General features: G+C 58.3%; 22 protein-coding genes and 1 pseudogene. 14 read left to right on the plus strand and 9 right to left on the minus strand.

All coding sequences use genetic code 11. The features are described 5' to 3' along the window. Positions 1-92: 92 nt before the first annotated feature. The 5 genes from rpmJ (at position 93) to SH664x_RS15435 (ending at position 2,971) form a co-directional block, all read left to right on the plus strand. Complete coding sequence (gene rpmJ, locus SH664x_RS15415) at positions 93-209, plus strand: 50S ribosomal protein L36 (protein WP_092051845.1); 117 nt, start codon at positions 93-95, stop codon at positions 207-209. A 3-nt stretch (positions 210-212) separates the two neighbouring features. Beyond that, positions 213-599, plus strand: a complete 387-nt coding sequence (rpsM, locus tag SH664x_RS15420; RefSeq protein ID WP_437202390.1) for a 30S ribosomal protein S13 — start codon at positions 213-215, stop codon at positions 597-599. Between the two features lie 133 nt (positions 600-732). Continuing rightward, entirely contained in the window at positions 733-1,119 is a 387-nt protein-coding gene (gene rpsK / locus SH664x_RS15425) for a 30S ribosomal protein S11 (RefSeq protein WP_437202392.1), read from the plus strand. 144 nt (positions 1,120-1,263) lie between these two features. Then, positions 1,264-2,289 (plus strand): DNA-directed RNA polymerase subunit alpha, encoded by a 1,026-nt coding sequence (locus tag SH664x_RS15430; RefSeq protein ID WP_437207241.1) that lies wholly within the window; start codon positions 1,264-1,266, stop codon positions 2,287-2,289. Positions 2,290-2,377: 88 nt separating this feature from the next. Next, positions 2,378-2,971, plus strand: coding sequence for a bL17 family ribosomal protein (locus SH664x_RS15435; protein ID WP_437202393.1), 594 nt, complete (start codon positions 2,378-2,380; stop codon positions 2,969-2,971). A gap of 435 nt (positions 2,972-3,406) precedes the next feature. Here the strand turns inward: SH664x_RS15435 and SH664x_RS15440 are convergent, their stop codons facing one another. Then, positions 3,407-3,790 (minus strand): hypothetical protein, encoded by a 384-nt coding sequence (locus SH664x_RS15440; RefSeq protein ID WP_437202395.1) that lies wholly within the window; start codon positions 3,788-3,790, stop codon positions 3,407-3,409. Between the two features lie 149 nt (positions 3,791-3,939). Further along, the gene (locus SH664x_RS15445) at positions 3,940-5,124 is read right to left on the minus strand and encodes an acyltransferase family protein (protein ID WP_437202397.1); all 1,185 of its coding nucleotides are present in this window, start codon (positions 5,122-5,124) and stop codon (positions 3,940-3,942) included. Between the two features lie 658 nt (positions 5,125-5,782). On the opposite strand from SH664x_RS15445, the gene rpmF reads away from it, so the two are divergent. The 5 genes from rpmF (at position 5,783) to fabF (ending at position 9,683) form a co-directional block, all read left to right on the plus strand. After that, positions 5,783-5,962, plus strand: coding sequence for a 50S ribosomal protein L32 (gene rpmF / locus SH664x_RS15450; protein WP_437202399.1), 180 nt, complete (start codon positions 5,783-5,785; stop codon positions 5,960-5,962). A gap of 6 nt (positions 5,963-5,968) precedes the next feature. Then, the gene (gene plsX, locus SH664x_RS15455) at positions 5,969-6,982 is read left to right on the plus strand and encodes a phosphate acyltransferase PlsX (protein ID WP_437202401.1); all 1,014 of its coding nucleotides are present in this window, start codon (positions 5,969-5,971) and stop codon (positions 6,980-6,982) included. A 120-nt stretch (positions 6,983-7,102) separates the two neighbouring features. Further along, the gene (gene fabD / locus SH664x_RS15460) at positions 7,103-8,011 is read left to right on the plus strand and encodes an ACP S-malonyltransferase (RefSeq protein WP_437202402.1); all 909 of its coding nucleotides are present in this window, start codon (positions 7,103-7,105) and stop codon (positions 8,009-8,011) included. Between the two features lie 193 nt (positions 8,012-8,204). After that, positions 8,205-8,435, plus strand: a complete 231-nt coding sequence (gene acpP, locus SH664x_RS15465) for an acyl carrier protein (protein WP_437202404.1) — start codon at positions 8,205-8,207, stop codon at positions 8,433-8,435. Positions 8,436-8,438: 3 nt separating this feature from the next. Beyond that, on the plus strand, positions 8,439-9,683 hold the full coding sequence (fabF, locus tag SH664x_RS15470) for a beta-ketoacyl-ACP synthase II (protein WP_437202406.1): 1,245 nt from the start codon (positions 8,439-8,441) through the stop codon (positions 9,681-9,683). Positions 9,684-9,804: 121 nt separating this feature from the next. Here fabF and SH664x_RS15475 read toward each other — a convergent pair whose 3' ends face one another. The 5 genes and pseudogenes from SH664x_RS15475 to SH664x_RS15495 form a co-directional block, all read right to left on the minus strand. Next, on the minus strand, positions 9,805-10,131 hold the full coding sequence (locus tag SH664x_RS15475; protein WP_437207243.1) for a DUF1559 family PulG-like putative transporter: 327 nt from the start codon (positions 10,129-10,131) through the stop codon (positions 9,805-9,807). Positions 10,132-10,167: 36 nt separating this feature from the next. Next, positions 10,168-10,326, minus strand: a pseudogene (locus SH664x_RS15480) (hypothetical protein); the annotation flags it as partial. Positions 10,327-10,347: 21 nt separating this feature from the next. Continuing rightward, the gene (locus SH664x_RS15485) at positions 10,348-10,779 is read right to left on the minus strand and encodes a hypothetical protein (protein WP_437202408.1); all 432 of its coding nucleotides are present in this window, start codon (positions 10,777-10,779) and stop codon (positions 10,348-10,350) included. Positions 10,780-11,197: 418 nt separating this feature from the next. Next, on the minus strand, positions 11,198-11,467 hold the full coding sequence (locus SH664x_RS15490) for a hypothetical protein (RefSeq protein ID WP_437202410.1): 270 nt from the start codon (positions 11,465-11,467) through the stop codon (positions 11,198-11,200). Positions 11,468-11,709: 242 nt separating this feature from the next. Further along, the gene (locus SH664x_RS15495) at positions 11,710-11,988 is read right to left on the minus strand and encodes a branched-chain amino acid aminotransferase (RefSeq protein ID WP_437202411.1); all 279 of its coding nucleotides are present in this window, start codon (positions 11,986-11,988) and stop codon (positions 11,710-11,712) included. A 400-nt stretch (positions 11,989-12,388) separates the two neighbouring features. On the opposite strand from SH664x_RS15495, the gene SH664x_RS15500 reads away from it, so the two are divergent. Both SH664x_RS15500 and SH664x_RS15505 read left to right on the plus strand, forming a co-directional pair. Continuing rightward, positions 12,389-13,258, plus strand: a complete 870-nt coding sequence (locus SH664x_RS15500) for a homocysteine S-methyltransferase family protein (protein WP_437202413.1) — start codon at positions 12,389-12,391, stop codon at positions 13,256-13,258. Positions 13,259-13,636: 378 nt separating this feature from the next. Then, the gene (locus SH664x_RS15505) at positions 13,637-17,752 is read left to right on the plus strand and encodes a beta strand repeat-containing protein (RefSeq protein ID WP_437202414.1); all 4,116 of its coding nucleotides are present in this window, start codon (positions 13,637-13,639) and stop codon (positions 17,750-17,752) included. 52 nt (positions 17,753-17,804) lie between these two features. Here SH664x_RS15505 and moaA read toward each other — a convergent pair whose 3' ends face one another. Together moaA and SH664x_RS15515 are read right to left on the minus strand one after the other, a co-directional pair. Continuing rightward, positions 17,805-18,803, minus strand: a complete 999-nt coding sequence (gene moaA, locus SH664x_RS15510) for a GTP 3',8-cyclase MoaA (RefSeq protein ID WP_437202416.1) — start codon at positions 18,801-18,803, stop codon at positions 17,805-17,807. A gap of 11 nt (positions 18,804-18,814) precedes the next feature. Continuing rightward, positions 18,815-19,147: a DUF971 domain-containing protein gene (locus tag SH664x_RS15515; RefSeq protein WP_437202418.1), complete on the minus strand. Its 333-nt coding sequence runs from the start codon at positions 19,145-19,147 to the stop codon at positions 18,815-18,817. A 425-nt stretch (positions 19,148-19,572) separates the two neighbouring features. On the opposite strand from SH664x_RS15515, the gene SH664x_RS15520 reads away from it, so the two are divergent. Next, positions 19,573-20,163, plus strand: a complete 591-nt coding sequence (locus SH664x_RS15520) for an LURP-one-related/scramblase family protein (protein ID WP_437202419.1) — start codon at positions 19,573-19,575, stop codon at positions 20,161-20,163. A gap of 58 nt (positions 20,164-20,221) precedes the next feature. Beyond that, entirely contained in the window at positions 20,222-21,514 is a 1,293-nt protein-coding gene (gene hemL / locus SH664x_RS15525; RefSeq protein WP_437202421.1) for a glutamate-1-semialdehyde 2,1-aminomutase, read from the plus strand. Positions 21,515-21,589: the final 75 nt, after the last annotated feature.

Here is a 21,589-nt window from a genome sequence, read left to right on the forward strand (position 1 = left end):
CGATTTCGCAGCTGGCTGAAGATCCCCTCCAAGGGGCTGCCGGTGTTTGCGTAGATCGCTTTCTGTCGCAATTTTTGCGGAGTGCAGGTTTCATGAAGGTTCGCTCGAGCGTCAAGCGCATTTGCGAGCATTGCAAGACGGTCCGCCGTAAAGGCCGGAACTACGTCATTTGCTCCGCCAATCCCCGTCACAAGCAGCGTCAAGGATAAGATATGCCCCGCGTTCTGGGTGTCGATATTCCCAACGACAAGCCGACTTATATTTCCCTGACCTATCTGCATGGCGTGGGCGCGTATCGTGCTATTGAGGTTTGTCGCCAGTTGAATCTGCCGACGCACCGCCGCGCTCGTGAATTGAGCGATGACGATGTGCAGCGTCTCAACTCTCTGCTCGATAGTCAGTACACGGTTGAAGGTCAGCTTCGCCGGCAGACAGCTGAGCATATCAATCGCCTGAAGGCGATTCAGTGTTACCGTGGGATTCGCCACCGTCGCGGTCTGCCCGTTCGAGGTCAGAATACGCAGTCCAATGCCCGTACTCGCAAGGGTGTGAAGAAGACCGTTGCCGGTAAGAAGGGCGTGAAGGACATGCGTCACTAAAAGTGACGCGAGGCTGGTGGGGCTTGTCGCTGTTTGCGGTTGAAAATTGGTACGCGGCGGACTTTGTAGTGACGGCATGTGGCTCGCCGGACCGGTCCCCTGTTCCAGGTAGAATCAGAATGAGGTTTGGTCAGTGGCGGTAACAACGAAGCAGAAGAAGCGGGTTCGTCGCAACGTGACTCGCGGCATTGCGCACATCAAGGCGACGTTCAATAATACGGTGGTGTCGATCGCAGATACCAACGGCGACGTCCTGTGCTGGGCGTCTGCTGGAACGGTAGGATTCAAGGGGTCCCGCAAGAGCACACCGTTCGCAGCGCAGCGGGCTGCCGAAACCTGTGCCGACCGGGCTCGTAAGTTCGGCATTCGCGAAATGGAAATTCGCGTGAAAGGTCCTGGTTCAGGACGCGAGAGCGCCATCACCGGTTTGCAGATCGGTGGAATTTCCATTAAGGCGATTGAAGATGTGACTCCGCTGCCGCACAACGGTTGCCGCCCCCGCAAGCGTCGCCGCGTGTAGGTTCGAGGCGAGTCAGAAGTATTTGTTCCACTGAATATTTGTTCCACTGCAGCGGCCGGCTGCAGGGAATTGGTCGGTGTGCTGCCGCTGCCGTTTGACTGGCCATTGCGACAGTATCTTTTCCTCGTCATTGGAGACGACACAGTGAGAATCCGCTGGCGGAATCTTGAGCTTCCGAGTCGAGTTGTTGCCAACAAAGAGACCGCGACAGGTACCTATGGTGTCTTCGTTGCCGAGCCGTTTGAGCGCGGCTTCGGCCATACGATTGCAAACAGTCTGCGACGTATTCTGCTCTCCAGCCTCGAAGGGAGTGCTGTGACCCGCGTGAAGATCGCCGGGATTCAGCACGAATTCGCCACGATTCCGGGTGTCGTGGAAGATGTGACCGACATCTGCCTGAACCTGAAATCCCTGGTTGTGAAGAATTACAGCAGCACCAGCAAGACACTGCGGATTGAGCGCCACGAGCGGGGTGTGGTCACCGGTGCGGACGTCATTACCGACGATCAGGTGGAAGTGATCAACAAAGACCTGATCATCGCCACCATGACCGATGACGTGCCACTCAGCATGGAACTGACGGTGGAAAACGGCCGTGGTTACATTCCGGCAACCGAAGCCTACGAGAAGAGCCCCGAGCTGGGAATCATCCCCCTCGACGCTGCTTTCTCCCCGGTCACTCGCGTCCGTTATAAGGTGGAAGACACCCGCGTCGGCCAGCGAACCAACTACGACAAGCTGACGTTGGAAATCTGGACCGACGGTACGGTGAAGCCCGATATGGCTCTTGTGGAAGCGGCCAAAATTCTCCGCAAGCACCTGAATCCGTTTATCAATTACCAGGAACCTGGTCCGGAACTTCCTCCGGAAGCGGGTCTCAAGGGAATGCTGGAAGCAACCGGCTATTCCCCGATCGACCTTGAACTGGAAGACAAGCTCAACCAGAGCCTGGCCGAGCTCAACCTGTCGGTTCGTGCGACCAACTGTCTGGAATCCGAAGGAATCACTTCCGTTCGCGATCTCGTCGGTCGGACGGAAGACCAGCTGCTGACGGTTCGCAACTTTGGCGAAACGACCCTGTATGAAGTGCGAGAGCGCCTCGGGGAAATCGGACTGCGCCTGGGAATGCGAGTTCCCGAGCGTTCCAAGAAGCAGGCCCGCACCCCGTAGTCGTTGCCAGAGCATTCCGTGTCGGGGGAGTCGATCTCTGTCAGACACACGTGATCATCCTGCGATCTTTTGTTGAATTGAGATTTCCATGCGACATCGTGTCAAGGGCCGAATCCTCGGCCGTAATGCCAGCCACCGTCACGCTATGTTTCGCAACATGGCTGCCAGTCTGATCAAGACTGTCCGCACGGACGGCGATAGCGAAGGGGCTCCGAAGGTTGCTGGTCGTATCATCACGACCGTGCCGAAGGCCAAGGAGCTCCGTCCGTTTGTGGAGAAGCTCATCACGCTGGCCAAGGGGTCGCTGAAGCACTCCCGCAGTGCCCAGGAGCTCTTTACGACTGCTGAAAAGAACAGTGCCGAATGGAAGAAGTGGCGCGAGTCTGAAGGCTGGAGCAAGTGGGCAGCAGCCCAGGCTCCCGTGGTGAATGCTCGTCGCCGCGCCTTCGCCCTGCTCCGCGACAAGCTGGCAGTCGAAATTCTGTTCGACGATCTGGCCCCCCGCTTCGAGACTCGCGATGGGGGCTACACCCGGATCCTGCGTCTGCCGAAGCCCCGTCTGGGTGATGCCGGTGAGCGGGCCCTGATCGAATTCGTCGGCGAACGCGACCGTGTCAAGGGACGCCGTTCTGCTCCGGCAGTGGTCAAGGACGAAGCTCCAGCGGCGACCGCCGAAGCGTGATCTTGTTGCAGGGAAGCTTCCCTGCGTTGCAAGTCAAAGAAATTAAACCCGGCGCCAGACTGATCTGGCGACCGGGTTTTGTTTTGTGGGAGAGTGGTTTGCGACTTGCCAACCCCCGCGGCGTTCTGCTCCGGAGGAGTTGCAGCTGTCGGTTTCGCGGTGGTAGTGATGCCGAGTCCACGAGGAGGCGGGTTGAAAGCGAGAGCATTTTGCTTCTTGATCTACCCGTTTTTGCCACGCGGAACTGAGCACTTCATCACACAAAAGCTTGCTGCGCGGGCACTGGAAAGAGCAACCTGCTCTCAAGCAGAACGGCTTTGGGTTGCCCGGTCTCGTCACGAGGAACCGAGCGTTTCATCAGGCGAAGCGCTGGCTGCGGACGCATCGGAAGAGTACCCTGCTCCGGAGAGAGCTTCCCGGCCTTTACAGTGGAGTTCAGGCGGCGGGACGAGCCCGGCGGCCTGTGGGTTGTGTCTCGCTCGTCTGCGGAGATGTGCCGAAGAGTGCCAGAAAGCCCCGCTGAGGAGTTGGATCGCTTTGCGATGAGGCAGTCAGTGCCCTGATGGGTGTCTCGGGCGACTCGGCCTGCTCGCTGGTGACTGGCAGGTGGGTTTCGCAGATATGGTGGGTGACGATCAGGCCAATGACGCCTCCCCCCGCCAGGAAGACGAGCATCAGTGCGGATTTGATCAGGAGCGTGGCGGCTTCCGGTCCGAGTGCCGCGGCGAGCGTGACCGCGAGAATTGTCAGTGCCCCGGCGGTAAAGACGGACATCTGCCAGTTGGTGGAGCCCGGAGCGGGCCATTGGTTGTTGAACATTGTGCCAGTCCTGTCAGGAATATCTGCGGGGATATCACGTCGGGACAAAACACATCAAGTGAAAACCCTTCCGTCAGCAAGGTCAAGTTCGCGGACCGGCCGATTTCGCGCCTTCATTGTCCGCAATCTCGCTGGGAAACGACTGAAGATCAGGTTTCCGAGGCGACCAGCGGTGCGTCCGGTGAAGCTTGTTTCGCGGACGTTTCAGTGGAAGAACTCGTCTCTGGTTTTCTTCGGAGGATCCAATCCCGCGCGGGTACTTCAATCCAGCGATACGTAAAGTGCGAAACGAGCAGGACAAGTGGTACTCCAGCAAGAAGGTACACGAGATCGCTATTCGTTGTGTCCATTGGAAATTTCAAAGCCTTGTTGAGGCCGCCCAGGAATGTCTGGATAAACGAATGGACCATATAAATCGAATAGGAAATTTCTCCGCCGTAGACCAACCAGGGGTGCCGGAGCCAGGCAATGGAATTCTGTCTTTCTGCTAACGCACAGAATAAAACGATTGTCGAAATCACGAGCACGCTCATCCAGGTGGGGGCGTCAAAGGTCATCAACAATGTCAAGGAGAGGATGCTGCCTGCGACCCAAAGTTGCGGGCGGGGGAGTTGAAGATTCATTGCGTAAATTCGGAAGGCCACAATTCCGAGGGGAAGTTCGGCCAGAATTCTGAAGACTCCTCCGTCGCCAGTTCTGTCCGTCATCGCGTACCCTGGTTTTGACACCAGGAAGTAGACCAGCAAAAACCACCCAATGGCGACAAGGAGAGCAGATCTCAACCTAAGCCGACTGAGAAAAAAAGCTGCCACAAAAGGGAAGAGCAAATAGGCCACCCATTCGGCGCTGATCGACCATGAAGGGCCATTAAATCCTCGCTTGAGGCCAGTCATTGAGTGCAGCATCAGAAAGTTGTAAAGAGCTCTGGGCCAGGTGTATTCGTCTGCCCTTTCGAAGCGAATTGAGAACATGGATGTTGCCAGCCAGACTCCAATGAATGCCAGCAGCATGACTAGGTGGAGGGGATAGATTCTGGCAAATCTTTTTCTGACAAATCCAAAATATTGCAGAGATTGCTTTTGAACCGCGCTAGAGTAGACAAATGCCAGAACAAACCCGCTCAGGATGAAGAAGAAGTCAACCATCAATTCGCCGTGTCGAAGGAACGGCGTCCATTGCAAAAACCAATTCCTCACGGCTCCCGAAGCTTCTCGCTCTTCGTAGAGGTGAAAGTAATGCAGAATGACAACTGCGAACGCTGCGAAAAAACGCAGTGAAGTCAAAGAATCAATCCGGTCCAGCTTACGAAGTCCAGGTTCCGTCGCAGAACTCATCAAAAAAACCTGCTGTATCACGAGGTGCGATTTTAACAATCTGTGAGGGTGGCGAGGCCGGAGCGGGCGCTTTCGATCGCTGCCTGCAGGGTGGCAATTTATCTGAAATGCAAATGCATTGCCACCATTGTTGCAAAACTCCGGCATCATAAGAGTTTACGAAGATTGTGCGGTCAGGTGGTAAACAGGCAGGGTTGCCATCGACGTTGCGTGGGGCATTTCGGTTTCCTGGACTCGTTGCCCGCCCATTTGCCGCAGTTCTCGGGGGGGGGCGGTATTTCACTGTTGCTGCGGAGTGGAATCTCGACGGGTGGGAGGCGGTTCGGCCTGCTCCGCCTGGTGGCAGTGGCTCGACCTGTTTAGATCTTGTGGGCGCATCCCACATTGGGTGCTGGCGTGTGTCCGGGACCCGCATCACCAAAATCGAGGTAGGTTTTACAGCGTTCAGTCTCGCGCGTGCCCTGCAAAGGCGCTCCGCACTCCTGTGACCCCGCAAGATTCCGCGCCTCAAGAGGGTGTGAACAGAATCGCTGTTCCCGTCCTTGACATCACTTTCCAAACTGCCATACGATCCGTGATCTTTCCAAGTCCGGCGCGCGAGGCATGCGCCGGCATCTGGAATTTTTCTATCTTTTAGCAGCGAAGGGGGTTCGGCGCGATGGCTGTTCCCAAGCGACGACAGTCGAAGTCACGTTCACGCAAGCGTTGTAGTCACAACGCCGTCAAGCCAATGAAGTTGCAGTATTGCACTCAGTGCGGCACCGCCGTTCCGTCTCACGTGGTTTGTCCGAATTGCGGGCACTACCAGGGACGTCCCATGGTGGAACAAGAGGACTAGCCGACCATGCGGATCGCGTTGGACGCGATGGGGGGAGATGATGCTCCCATTGTCAATGTGGAAGGAGCCATTGAGGCCCTGCGGCAATTGCCGGGGCTGGAACTGGCCCTTGTCGGTGATCGCGCAGCGATTGATCCGCTCATCGAAAAGTCGGGTTACTCCGGAGAGCGGCTGACCATCGTTCCTTCCGTCGGCTTCGTCGGGATGGAAGAAAAGCCGACCGAGGCCCTGCGTAAAAAGCCGGACTGCTCAATTGCGGTTTGCTGGAAGCTGATGGCCGGACGCGAAGTCGATGCGGTCGTCAGCGCTGGAAATACCGGGGGTGTGGTCGCTTCGGGACTGCGCACCCGCTTGTTTCTCAAGGGGGTTAAACGCCCCGGAATCGCGGTTGTTCTGCCGACAACCAGCGGACGAACCGTGCTGATGGACGTGGGGGCCAATCCCGGCGCCCGCCCCGAGCATCTCGCTCAGTACGCGCTGATGGGGTCCGTCTTTGCTCGCGAGATCCTGGGGATTTCCTCTCCTCGCGTCGGCCTGATGAACATTGGCAGCGAAGACGGGAAAGGGACCGATCTGGTCCGTGAAACTCATCAGTTGCTGGTCGGCAGCCAGTTGAGCGGAGCATACATCGGCAACGTCGAGGGGCGGGGTCTCTACGGCGGTGAAGCGGATGTGGTCATTTGCGAAGGCTTTGTCGGAAACGTTGTGCTCAAAGTCAGCGAAGGCATGGCCTCGATGATGATGCGGACCGTTTCCCGGCAGGTACTGGACTCCCTCAGCCAGGAAAAGCCACTCGCAGCCTCCGCATTGCAGCAGGTGGCAAAGAGTTTTGAGTACAATGAAGTGGGCGGTGCTCCGCTGCTGGGGATCGACGGCATCTGCCTGATCTGTCATGGATCCAGCGACGCCCGCTCGATCGGCAATGCCCTGCGGACGGCTGTGACGCTCAAGGATCGGGAAGTCAACCGCCACATTACCGAGCAGTTGAGTCACACTGCGAATGAAGCGCTGGCCGGTTAAGGGGACCTCCCCTGCCCTGCGGCTGTGCTCGGTGGACGACCGCTGAGCAGCCGGGAGTGGCGGCGATTTCCGCAACGGACTGCAGATCGACGATTTTCTCTCGCGTTAAGGGACGGAGTCATGAGCCGGATCGGATTTCTCTTCCCAGGGCAAGGTGCCCAGCATGTCGGTATGGGGAAGCAGCTCGTCGAGCAGTATCCGCAGGCCCGTCAGCTGTTCGACCAGGCGAACGAAATTCTCGGATACGACCTGGCGAAGATCTGCTTTGAAGGCCCGACCTCGCAGCTCGATTCGACCGTCATCAGCCAGCCCGCGATTTTTGTCACAAGCCTGGCGGCACTGGAAAAATTACGGGCCGAAGCTCCCGATGTCGTTCTCGCCTGTGAAATGGCTGCGGGACTGAGCCTGGGGGAATACACCGCGCTGGTGTTCGCGGGAGCGATGTCGTTTGAAGATGGCTTGCGGGTGGTGCAGAAGCGGGGTGAGGCGATGCAGGCTTCGGCCGACGCCACTGCTTCGGGAATGGCCAGTATTCTCATGCTGGAGCTCGAGAAAGTGCAGGCGGTCTGTGATCAGGCCCGTGGTCAGAGCACACTGGAAATCGCCAACTATCTCTGTCCGGGAAATCTGGTGATCTCGGGCGAGAACTCTGCGGTTGAAAAGGCGATCGAACTGGCAGAAGCTGCCGGTGCGCGGGTTGTTCCGCTGGCGGTCGCGGGGGCGTTTCACACACGAATTATGAAGCCGGCAGACCAGCTGCTGGGGGAAGCGCTGGCACCGGTCTCGTTGAAGGCCCCGGAAATTCCCGTGGTCTCCAATGTCGATGCCCTGCCCCACAGCGATCCCGCCGAGCTGAAGGACGTGCTGGTGCGGCAGGTGGTCAGTCCGGTTCGCTGGGAGGACTGCGTGCGGCACATGCTGGCGGCGGGGATTGACGAGTTTTACGAAATTGGCCCGGGGCGGGTTTTGACCGGGCTGATGAAGCGGGTGAACCGCAAGATTCCGTGTACGGTGATCAACGATTCGTGAGCATTCCCGAAAGGATGCTGAAAGTCGGCAATCGCCGCGATGCTTGACGTTTACATGGTCTCCAAAAGCCGTTATATCTTCACGCGTCGTACAAAATCCTTGTAAAAAGCCTAATCTTATCCGGCCGAAAAGCCGTCACTATTATCAAAACCGCACCACAGACGGTGACGGTTCGCCGACGAAGGAGCCCATCGTGGAAGAAAAAGTGATCTCAATTGTGAGTGAGCAATTGAGCGCCCCGAAAGACGATATCACACGCGAGAGCAGCTTCATTGACGATCTGCACGCGGATTCGCTGGATCTCGTCGAACTCGGGATGAAGTTCGAAGAAGAGTTCGGCGTGACGATTCCCGACGAAGACTACGAAAAGCTGCGGACCGTCGGGGATGCAATCGATTACATCAAGCAACGAGGGAACGCTTGAGTGATGGCCAGGCGAGTTGTGGTCACGGGCATGGGAGTCGTCTCAGCGCTCGGATTTGAATTGTCTGAGTTCTGGGACAAGATCTGCGCCGGCAAAAGCGGCGTAGGTCTCATCCGTCGTTTCGACTGCTCGACATTCAAGGTGAAGTTCGGCGGCGAAGTGCAGAACTTCGACCTCATGGACCACATGGACCTGCTGGAAAAAGAGGTCCGGCGACTGGATCGCTTTGTGCAGTTCGCCATGGCCGCCGCCCAGAAGGCGATTACCGCTTCGGGTGTCGATTTCGACAGTGGCGATCCCTATCTGAACGGGGTTCTCATTGGCAGTGGTATTGGCGGCCTCGGTGAGATTGAACAGCAGCATGCCGCGCTGTTTGATCAGGGGCCGGCCAAGGTCTCTCCGCTGATGATTCCCAAGCTGATGGTCAATGCTGCCAGCGGCAACATTTCTGTCCGCTGGAAACTGCGGGGACCGAACAGTGCCGTGGCCACCGCGTGTGCCTCTGCCACCAATGCCATTGGCGATGCGTTTCGGCTGATTCAGCAGGGACACGCAGATGTCATGGTGACCGGCGGAAGCGAAGCAGCCATTACCCCGATGGGACTGGCCGGTTTTGCCCGCATGCAGGCGCTCTCGACCCGGAACGAAGATCCTCAGGCAGCAAGCCGTCCGTTCGACAAGGGACGTGACGGCTTCGTGATGGCTGAAGGGGCCGGAGTGGTCGTGCTCGAAGAGTACGAACGGGCCAAGGCTCGCGGGGCGGAGATCATCGCCGAAGTGCTCGGCTATGGGATGTCCGCCGACGGCAACCACATGACTGCTCCCGATCCGGAAGGCCGGGGAGCGGCTCGTGCCATGAAGTCCGCACTGAATGACGCTCGCTTGGGACCGGATGCCATCCAGTACATTAATGCTCACGGCACGAGTACTCCGCTGGGGGACAAGGCCGAGACGTTTGCTGTAAAAACGGTTTACGGAGAGCAGGCACGCAGGGTTGCGGTCTCCAGCACCAAGAGTCAGCTCGGACATCTGCTGGGAGCATCCGGCGGACTGGAGTTCGTCATCTCCGCCTTGGCGATTCGCGACAACATCGCTCCGCCGACGATCAACCTCGATGATCCCGACGAGGAATGCGATCTCGATTACGTGCCGCATGAAGCCCGTCAAATGAAAATCGATCGGGTGATGACCAACAGCTTCGGATTCGGCGGCCACAACGCCTGTCTGATCCTGGGACGGCCTGAATAGTCCATCCAGCGGTTTTTGAATTCACCGACGCCCGATGTGTCCTTTCCGGATGCACCGGGCGTTGAGTTTTTCAGAGCCCCCCCCTGCTCTGCTGCAAAGGCTGGTTGTTGACAACTTTCAACTACCAGTCATCCGCTTTGGTCGGCTTCCCATCGTTCTTAATCAGCAGGCTGCGCAGCACCGCAGGATCGATCGAGGCTGCGAGATCGCGGACGGTTCCATCCGCCATGAGTGCCTGACTTCCCTTCGAATGGAAGCTGGAAAGAATGCTGCCCGATTCACCGGGAGTGCTCCCTGGCCGATTGATGCCGATCGACTCTCGGGTGAAGTCCACATCTCTTGGTTCTGTCCAGACGATGTTCCGGCCACAAGCCTCTACCAGCAGAATCGTTCGCGAAGTCCCGTCGACGATTTGCCTGATATTCCCGCCGGAGTCGTCCCCGTAAATTCTTCCAGACCCTGCTGGAAAGGCATAAGCTGAGAATTACGGCTCGTCTGCACGGGAATGCAATCGATCGAGTGGACAAGTGAATTGAGGAACGCGGGTTTCAGTGACGGGCTGAATGGCGACACTGTTCCACGGCTGGTCATCGTGATAGTTCGCACGGAGATCCAATCGATCGAGAAAGGGGAGGATGTCGACCCGCCAGCTGCGCGGAACCTGTTAGAGACCAAGCTGCTGACGCGGGGGAAACTGGTCATGGATTTCATGGTAGAGATGAAATGCGAGTCCCAGTTGTTTGAAGTGGAGTCGGCATGCACGGATTGGGTTGGGGGATTCAGGAATGTCCGCAGGCAGGGCGAACAGAATTCCCGCACAACTCAGAAGGAGCACCTGGTAAACCACCCTGAGGCCGGGGACCAGGTATTGAGACAACAATTGCCACAATGTGATCGTGATGCCAATCACCCCGCCTCGATAGGCCCACAAGCTCAAGGTGGCCCAGTCATGTTGCGAAGCAGTCGAGAGCGCCGTGCGTGCGATCGCGGCGGCTGCCATCCAGAATATCGCATCCGGCCAGCGTCGGGTGCGGATTTTCATCAGGCCGAAGTAATACATCACAGAGTAGAGGGCAATGACTGCAAAGCTGATCATCGCGACCGATGTCGGCAATACCTCTGAGACCAATGTGGGGGCATCATCGTGCGGCGGGTATTCGTACAGGAGCCTGCCCTGAGACGAATTGCTTAAAAAAGCCTGTTCCTCATGCTAAATGCTGATCAGCCGAGCTGTAAATCTGAGATCATTCCAGAATGGGACGTAGCGAGTTGTTAGAAGCAGTGTTTCGGGCGGCAGGGGTAAAACAAAAAAGCCCGCGTCATTTCTGATGCGGGCCTTTCGACAGGACAGCAACCCCCCAGCTGTGTCCTGCCGTGGTCTGGGTTGATTCAAGTGTTCCGCAGCGATCCGGACGTTCCTTCGGAGATCAGCTCGGAATGGGTGACGGGTCCAGGTGTGGTTCGCAGACGTCAGGGACTCGACGCCGCAACGACTCAGAACTTGCGTCCTTTGCTTACTGGATGGCAAACGTGCCATCGGAGGTTTCGATGCGATCCCGGAGGTCAATTCCGGACTTCGCGGCCTTGTGGCCATTACTGCAATAATGCCGGTAGTTGAGTCGAAGGGCGAAGAACGGGCCGCCGGTTTCGGGGAGTTGATACGGGGAAGACGCCTCGCAGATGCTGAAGATCATCCCCCAAGCAACCACAGTCTCCATCCGGATCAGCTTTGCCGAGACAATGAAACCCGTTTCATCCCCCAGCAGAGTGAGGAAAGTCTTCATGACAATCGTCGGTTCCGAGGTCAATGACTGCCTGAGTCAGCTGCCGGAGTGGCGGTGAGAGAGTCCGCCGGACAGCCGCGTGAAGGCAGGTCGATTTGAGAGAGAGGCCATGTCGCCAGAACGTGGCGAGATGGTTGTCCAGTCCGTTGGCGGCCGATGCCCCCGTTTCGTTTCGTCCCGCCTTCAAGCCTGCGACAGACGCTGAAGGCGGGGATTCGGTGGAGCCATCTGTTCGGGGCCGCTTACTGGACGTCGAACTGGCCGTCGCAGAATTCGGGGCAGTCGTGGTAGCTGCTGCCGGCCATCCAGCCTTTATGACCGCTGCTGCAGTGGACTTTGTAATCCTGCTTGAGGCTGGCGAAGGCGGAGCCGACATCTTCCAGCTCGTTGTTGACGTTATGGGAGACTTCGCTGAGGCCGACCACCATTCCCAGGACGGCGATGGTTGACACCAGCACCAGTTCGGCGGAAACAATGAAACCGGCTTCGTCGTTGATCAGAGAGGTCAGCAGAGCGTTCATGGGTCGTTCACTTTCAGCTTGGGGGGTGATTGGACGACTGTCGTTGTTTGGTTTTGACTGTCGTTTGATGTTTCAGGACATTTGCAGAGGGTGTGCCGGGTTCTGAACAACGCGGTGGAGAGAGCTTGCGGAAATGAGCTATTTCGACTCATAAATGTTTCTGGAGAAAGAAGTTGCGAGTTGTCAAAAAATCTGAACAGCCGTTGTTCTGCTCTGGGCCGGGACCTGCACGATGATGCCCAGAGGCAACGTGCAGAGAGTGCTGAGACGGTCCCTGCTCACGGGATTCCGGCATAAAGTTTGTGGCAGGCTTGGAATGCGGCAGATGATGTGGCGTTGCAACAGTGTTGACTCCGGGCATCAAGCGGGTCTCGGATGTGCCGGAGAATGAGGGATGCAAATGATTCCATTTCGTGAGCGGCTTTCGCTGGGCAGACCTCTCCTTCTCGATGGGGCTACGGGGACGGAACTCAGCCGACGGGGAGTGAATGTCGATGTCCCCTCCTGGAGCGCAGCAGCGATTCTCACCGCCCCGGAGCAACTGCTGCAGATTCATCGCGACTATGTGGAAGCAGGGGCGGAGGTGATTACGGCCAACACCTTCCGGACCCACGCCCGGAGCCTCCGCAGCCTCGGCTGGGAAGGCCGTGCGGAAGAACTGACCCGCAGGGCCGTCGAGATCGCCCGGGCAGCAACCGACGGCCGGTGTTATGTGGCCGGTTCCCTCGCCCCACTGGGGGATTGCTATACCCCGGCTGAAACTCCGGAGCTGGCGGATCTCGCGGTCGAGCACGCGACAATGGCTCGTCAGTTGGCCGACGCGGGAGTCGATTTGCTGCTGATCGAGACGCAGCTGACGATCCGGGAGGCGTGTGCTGCGGCAGCGGGCGCACAGGTCACGGGGCTACCGTTCGCCGTCAGTCTCGTTCTCGGCCGCGATGGGAACCTGCTCTCGGGAGAATCGCTGACGGATGCACAGATGGCGTTGAAGGTGTTTCAGCCTGACGTGGTCCTCGTCAACTGCCTCCCGGCGGAAGAGGTCCTGCCAGGTCTTAAGCCCCTGTTGTTCAGCGGGACTGCTCGCCACCTCGGAGCTTATGCAAACACCGGAAGGTTAATGCCGAACGGCAGTTGGGAAGCAACGTCGGGCGAATTACCGGCAGTTTACGCCGAATTTGCAAGAGGCTGGAAAGATGCCGGACTGATTTTGATCGGAGGCTGTTGCGGGACAATGCCGCAGCACATATCTGCAATCAGGAACGTGATTTAAACTCGGTCAAGAGCCGGCCGACCGCGTGAAAACAACGCACATTCGGGCCGATTCGACAAGGTTCTCGCTCGGGACTCGCTCTTCGCGCTGTTGTGACCTTCCACTACGGTCCGGCGATCATCACCCAGTCCCTCCTTGATGATCCCCTTTTGCCTTCGGCCTTCATCCCCTTCCCAACGGGGTCGGCTGGAGGATCAGTCCGCCCTTCGAAGTCCTCTCGCAAAAACTATGAACGCCAAAAATACCAATACGGGCCGGACCGCGGTGCGCGGTTCCACCACGGCGCAGCGAGCTTCCACACCGGCGGCCTGCGGAGATCGTGCGGATTCGGGGTCGTCACACATTCCTGACGCAGCAGTCAAAACGCGGGGTAAGCCGATGGCGTTTTCGCGGACGATGGAAATCATTCGCCGGATGGGCTCGAAATGGTCGGTGACCGGGGCAGGCCGCCTGAAAGCGGCGCGTCGCTGGTTGATGGGGGCCGCTGCCGGAGCAGCCATCGCCGGTGTCAGTCTCCCTGCTCTCGGTCAGATGCCGATGTCCCCTGCCCCGCAAGGTCCGCCGCCGGGAATGGACTTCACCATGCCCTACCCGGGGCAGGATCAGTCCGGCGCCGCGCGCTTCTCTGACGACAGCACCGATATTGGCGTCGGGGGTTTTGGTATCAAGGGACGCATCGGGCATGAAGCGGGCAAGACCGTCGGTCGCGAACAGTCGATCACGTTCTTCGATCTCTCGCCGTACATGTTCCTCGATGACAACAGCATTCTGTTCACGGAAGGCCGACTGGCACTCGGGAACAATGGTCGCCTCGGCGGGACAGCCGGCGGGGGCGTGCGGCACTACTTCGAGCGGATCAACTCCATCGCCGGGGTCTCTGCCTTCTATGATGGCGACGACACACGCGATGTGATGTTCAAGCAGTGGGGCGTTTCGACCGAACTGCTCACCGAGTGGATCGACTGGCGCACCAACCTGTACTTCCCGTTTGGTGACCAGCAGAAAGAGATCGCGAACGTCTTCGCTCCCGGCTCCACGCAATTCGCCGGGCAAAACCTGATCTTCCAGCGTCGAATCACCACTGCCACCGTGATGCAGGGGATCGACATGATGTTCACCGCCCCCATTCCGGGGGAAATTCCGGAGAAGTTCAATCTGGAGATCGGAGCCGGTTGGTATCACTTCCAGGCAGACGATGACTCTCTGCCGGAAGCAACCGGTTGGAAGCTGCGCGGCGACGCCGACGTGTTCGACCGTCTGTCGCACATGTTCCTGGAAGTGATGCACGACAGCGTCTTCAAGACCAATGTCGTGTTCGGAATCGACGTCAACTACTGGCATCATCTCGAAGCCCGGCCACGAATCGGCCGCACGCAGTACAACCGACTGGCGGAATGGGTCCGCCGCAATCGCACCACCGTGGCTTTGGAACAGGCCACCCTGAGTGCTCCTGAGATCGCGATCAATCCCGATACCGGTCTGCCATACGTGGTCGCGCAGGTCCGGAACGTGCTCACGCCGCCGCCGGCGAACTTTCCGTTCCCGATCGGAAACGGCACGATTGCCACGCCCTATCAGTTCATTCGCGAAGGTCTCTCCTCCGGCGCCGATATTGTGTTCGTGCAAGGGAACAGCGTGTTCGATGGCACGCTCATCGGCGATGCAAACGCTCAGGCAGATCTGTCACTCGGTGCGCCGGGTGTCATGGTGGTCGGTGAAGGGACCGACATCACCATTCCTGTTCAGGGAGTCAACGGCGGCATCACACTGCCGACGGTCACAACTGCTCCGTTCGACACGCCGGTCATCCGAAATCTCAATGGCCCGGCAGTCATTCTGGCCGACGGCTCAGACTTTGCCGGGTTCGATATCGAGAACGTCAGCAATGGTCCGGCCATTCTGGCCAATGGCGTGATCGGCTCCAATGTCAGCAACGTCACGATCGATACCGTGACCGGTGTGGGAGCCAACGGGATTGAGCTGACGAACAATTCGGGTCTCCTGAATTTCACAAATATCACGGTCAACGGTGCGGAAGATGCGACCCTGTTTGTGCAGGGGGGAAATGCGAACATCCTCTTCGGCGGAACCAACGTCTTCAATAATTCGACGGGCTATGCGGTCTTCGTGGAAGATGCTGGCGGGTCGGTGAATCTGAGCAGCACGCTGATCACCTCGACCGGCGGTAACGGAATCACCATTCAGGGAACCGCCCCGGGAACCTCGACTGCCGCCGTGACGTTCGAGCAGGTGACACTGACCGACACCAATGCCGGAGCTCCCGCTGCGGCGGTGCTGATTGACAATCACTTCGGCACCGTGGCGTTCACCGGCAACCTGTCGATTGACAACAACGAAGGGGACGCTTTCGTCGTCCAAAATCTCGGTCAGTCCGGCACCGTCAGTGTTTCAGGCAACACGACAATCAACGACCGGCAGGGGCGCGGGATCTACATCAATAACATTCAGGAAGGGGCCAATCCGGCCAATCCTTCCCAGACGATCGCGGGGAGCGTGATCTTCTCCGGAACGACGACAATCAATGATGTGGCTGCCGGATTTGTCGGACTGGACCCCGCCGTCCAGATGCAGAGCGATTCCGGAACGCTGTCGTTTCTCAATACCCTGACCATCGACGGCAGTAATGGCAGCGGGATTGAAATCTCGAACATTAACAACACGGGGACCGTGAACGGACAGTTCCTGTCGAACAGCCTGATCCAGATCGAGAACACCGCCGGGACGGCCTTCAATGTGGAGAACGTCGCCAAGTCGAACTTCTTTATCTCTACAAGCACCATCGATATCGATGACCGGCTCGGAATGGGGATCAACATCGACAACTTTGCCGGGACGGCGCAGTTCCTGGTCAACACCCAGGTTGACAACGGACTCGCTTCCACAGCGTCGGCGGTCAACGTCACGAATAACACCGGCAGCGTGACCTTCCAGTCGCTGACGGTCGAGGATGCCGTCGGCACCGGACCGGGCAGCTATGCCGTCCGCGTGTTCAACAACTTCAATCCCGACGCGACACTCCAGTCCATCGTCTCGTTTGGATCGCTCAATGTCGAAAGCGCCAACGCGACCGCCGTATCGTTTGAAAACAACGAACGCATCAGTGTGGGCAACGGTGTCCTGGACACCACCACCGGCCGGGCTATCGAAGTACTCAATAACGGTCAGCACTCGATTACCCTGACCGAGGTCAATGCAACCGCGGCCGACTACGGGATTCTGGTGCTGGACAGCTTCGGAACGTTTACGGTCAACGGATCGAACAACACGCCCGGCAGCGGGGGGACGATCACCGGGATGACCGTCGCCGGAGCCGCCTTCGAAAACACACAGGCTGTCCGCCTGCAGTACATGGACCTGACCGCCAACTTCCGCGGCGTGACTGCACAGGACATGCTGATCGATGAATTCAACATCACCCCGCAGCTCATTCTGCAGGGTATGAATATCGACGGTTCGCTCGCGCAGGGTATCCGGACTGTCGATGTCCTGAACTTCCAGCTGCTGGATTCCATCGTCAATAACAACGGTCGCGGCGGCGGACTCGGGCAGCAGCAGCAGATCTGGCTCACGGCAGCCACCGACAGAATCGACAGTGACAACGATGGGGATGTCGATGACAACGACGACCTGTTGACCTATTCGGTGCTGATTGATGGCAACACGATCTCGGATAATGTCGGCGCGGCGATCGTGGCGGACGACATGATCCTGATCGATACGCTTTCCACGATTGCCGATCCGGTAACGCTCAGTCTGGTCTTCACCAATAACGGAACGCCACCCTCGGGGGTCGACTCCATTACGTCGAACCGCAACGGCGCTTCGGCTCTGAATGTGAACTGGGAAGGAAACGTCGGCGCCACGATCTCGCGGAACGTCTTCAACCTGCTGAATGGTAACGGTACGATCACCGGCAGCAATCAGACCGGCGTCGAGATGAATATCGACGGGTCGGGCGACATCGTCTACACGTTCAACACGATGACAGCGACGGGGGCGACCAACACCGGTCTGATGATGAACTTCCGGCGGGCATCTGCCGTCCAGATCAGTGACAATGTCGTGCTGAATGCCGCGGGAAACAACATTCAGGGATCGGGCTTCCTGTTCTCAGGAGCAGATTCGACCGCAGTGGACCTGACGTTCCAGTCATCGAGCAACCGGGTCTTCTTCGAGCGAAACCTCGTTCAGTTCACCGGCAACGGCTTCAACGGAACCGGGATGCTGGTGCAGCGGGTCTTCGGCGATTCCGACTTCTTCATCAACAACAACCTGATCGAGCTGGTCACCGATCTCGATACCATCCCGGAACGGGGAATTTACTTCCAGGATGTGCGAGGCGTCATCGACCTGTTCGGCTCCGTCAACAACTCGATTACTCCGGGGACATTCCTGCCGTTCGTGATCGACTTCTTTGCTCCGACAGGCACCACCAACGGTTCGATCATCGTGAACGGCAGCCAGGTGCCGTAACAGCAGGCGACTTCCGGAATCTGACGTTCAATCAGAAAACTGCACGCAGCGGTCAGCCTCCAATGGAGTGCATCGGCCGCTGCGGTTGTTTGAAGTCGACCGCATTGATGTGATGACCGGCCCATTTCGCAGCCAGGCATTCCCGGACCCGCTGCTCGATGGAGTGATCACCGGCGTCGGAACGCAGCTGCTCCCGGACGTCGAACTCTTCGAGACTGAACAGACAGCTCCGCAGTTTGCCGTCGGCGGTGAGTCGAAAGCGGTTGCACGCGTTGCAGAACGGCTGACTGACCGATGGAATGAATCCGATCCGTCCCGTCCCGTCAGAAAACAGGTATTCCGTGGCCGGATTCATGGGGTCCTGCTCTCCCACGGGAACGAGCGGCAGCAGTTCCCGGGCGAGAATCTGAATGATCTCGCTGGCGAAGAGAACTTTCCCCCGTTCCCAGGCCGCATCGGCGTCGAGCGGCATGTATTCGATGAAGCGGACCTCGCAGCCGGTTTCCCGTGCCAGTCGGCCGAATGGCACGATTTCCGACTCGGTGAAATTCCGGATGGAAACCGCGTTGATCTTGATCGGGGCGAAGCCGACTTCCCGCGCCTTGTCGATGCCGGCCCGCACCTGCTCGAAGCCCGTTCGTCGGGTGATCTCCTCGAACTTCTCTGCCTGAAGTGCATCGAGGCTGATGTTGAGTCTGCGCAGCCCGGCCGCGAAGAGACCTTCAGCCTGCCCGGCGAGCAGGATTCCGTTCGTCGTCAGGCCGACATCCGTGATTCCGTCGATCCGGACGAGTCGAGCGATCAATTCGGGGAGATCGCGACGGACGAGCGGCTCTCCCCCGGTGAGTCGGATCTTGTGAACCCCCAGGGGCGCCACGATGCGGACGAAGCGCTCGATCTCTTCGTAAGTCAGCAACTCCTGTCGCGGCAGAAACGAGGAGAACTCGGCCGGCATGCAGTAGACACAGCGGAGATTGCAGCGATCGGTGACGCTGATCCGCAGGTTCGTGTGTGTGCGCTGGAAAGAGTCGATGAGGGGGAGTGAATTCATGGCATCGACCTTCAGGCCGTTGCACCCGGATTCAGTCGGACCTCGGGAGCGGCCGAGATTCGCTCCAGCAGATCCCAGGAATAGATTCCCGTGGCGTGTCCGTCACTCCACTGGATCTTGAGGGCATAATTGCCGACAAAGTTCATCGCCAGCGGCGCCACGTCATCGGGAACATCTTCCGGCTTGAGGAGACGCTCGCCCGTAAACTCATGAACACAGGTGGCACACGGACATTCACAGCGGATCAGCTTGAAGGGAAGCAGAAATTCCGGTGTGGTCGGCCAGGTGATAGCCAGCACCCCCTCCTTGCTGAGGGCACGAATTTTTTCCGGGACAGAAGCCATAGGGATGCTCGATCGCAAAAATGACAGAAAATCAACAGCCGCAGCAATCCTCCAGAATAGCATTCCTTCCGCAAAACAGCACCGACCGGGTGCGGGAAGGGGTGTTGCGGCACGCCGGCAGGCGAAGTGCTGGTGAGCGCGCGGCTCGGGAAGACCAAAGAGGAGGGTCCTTGCGGACAATCTTCAAGTTTGTCCGCGGTGAAAGAATGATGTGCGATCCTGCGGAGCGCTCGGCCACTCTTCCGGGATGGCCAATTCAAAACCGACTCGACGGGCGTGACTTCTGGCGCGACCCTGCGTACGTTCATGCAAGTGATCTGTCGTTGATAGCCGGATCGTGACGGGCACGGAGTCCACCAAGTCACGCCCCCCGCAGCGGACGCGGGATGACAAAATCAGAATGCTCCAATGTTTAAGGGCAAATCATGCATCCGGTTCTGAATCAGAATCTGTTCTTTGTAAAAGAGCATGTCGGCTTCTTCAAAGCGGCCAACAATTACGACGTCTTTGATCCCTCGACCGGAGAGGAAATTCTTCACTGCCGTGAACCCAATCTGGGGACAATCACAAAGCTGCTGCGATTTACTGACTACAAACGGATGACGCCGTTTGACATTTACCTGACGACACCGGAAGGTGAACCGGTTCTGAGGGTCCATCGGGGAGTGAACTTTTTCCTGTCGAAAGTGCTCGTCAGCGACGAAGATGATGTGGTGGTCGGCGGCTTCAAGCAGAAGCTGTTTTCCATCGGAGGAGCGTTTCAGGTGCTCTCGGCGAACGATGAGCCGCTCTGTCAGCTCCAGGGAAAATGGACCGGATGGGAATTCAAATTTGTCCACGAGGGGGACGTGCTGGCCACGGTGTCCCGGAAGTGGAGCGGAATTGGCAAAGAACTGTTCACCGACGCGGATAATTATGTCCTGTCGATTTCGGACTCGGTCCCTCCGGACAATCCGCTGCGAATTCTCATTGTCGGTGCGGTCTTCTGCATTGATATGGTTCTGAAAGAGAAATAAGCGACATCCTGCTCCACGGCTTCCGTGGCTGGGAAGACTGCACGAAAGATTTGCCCCGATGCCCTCATTCGAAAAAAGCCGCGAGCAGTTTGCCCGCGCTCAGCAACTGATTCCCGGTGGCGTCAACAGCCCGGCGCGCGCGTTCGGCGGAGTCGGCGGAACTCCGGTGTTTATCGCCCGGGGCGATCAGCAGTATCTCTACGACGTCGATGGAAATCGCTACATCGACTACGTCGGTTCGTGGGGGCCGCACATTCTGGGGCACCGGCATCCGACTGTGATTGCCGCGCTGCAGGCGGCGCTGGAATTCGGCACCAGTTTCGGCGCGCCGACCGAACAGGAGTCGGTCCTCGCGGAACTGATCATCGACGCCGTCCCCTCGATCGAAAAAGTGCGGATGGTGAACTCCGGAACGGAAGCGACCATGAGCGCCATCCGCCTGGCGCGGGGCTTCACCGGGCGAAATGTCATCATCAAGTTTGCCGGCTGCTATCACGGACATGTCGACAGCCTGCTCGTGCAGGCGGGGAGCGGAGCATTGACGCTGGGGCATCCCTCGAGCCCGGGAATTCCCATTGGCTGTACCCAGGACACGCTGGTCCTGGAATACAATGACCTCGAGGCCCTGTCGGCTGCTTTTGCTCAACAAGGGGACCGCATCGCTGCGGTCATTCTGGAACCGGTCGTCGGCAACATGGGAGTTGTCGCTCCGGCAGCAGGGTTTCTGGAAGCTTGCCGCGAACTCTGCACACGCTCCGGCGCGGTGCTGATCTTCGACGAAGTGATGACCGGTTTTCGACTCGCCTATGGCGGAGCGCAAGCCCGGTTCAATGTGACCCCCGACCTGACGACTCTGGGCAAAATTGTGGGGGGAGGACTCCCCGTGGGAGCGTATGGCGGGCGTGCGGACATCATGCAGTCGATTTCCCCTGTCGGCCCCGTATATCAGGCAGGGACCTTGTCGGGGAATCCGCTGGCGATGGCGAGCGGAATCGCCACACTGACCGTGCTGAAAGAAACCAATCCCTACGAGCAACTGGAGCAGCAGACCACCCTGCTCTGTCATGGGCTGCGCGAGATCGCCAAAGAGTTGCAGATTCCGGCGAATGTGGCACAGGTGGGGAGCATGTTCACCCTGTTCTTCAACCCGCAGCCGGTAACCAGCTACCGCGTCTCGGCACTCAACGACACCGCCCGCTTCTCGCGGTATTTCCACGGGATGCTGTCGCGCGGAGTCTATCTCCCCTGTAGCCAGTTCGAAGCCAACTTCCTCAGCATTGCCCATTCGACGAGTGATATCCGCCAGACCCTGGGGGCCGCCCGGGATGTGCTCGCCGAGATCACTCAGTAGCAGATTCGTGCGCAGCAGTTCATTCTGCAGCAGTTCATTCCGCAGTGGACGGAGTCGGAACAGATTCGCTTTGAC

Source organism: Planctomicrobium aquicomposti, from assembly GCF_051466325.1.
Taxonomy (GTDB): domain Bacteria; phylum Planctomycetota; class Planctomycetia; order Planctomycetales; family Planctomycetaceae; genus Planctomicrobium.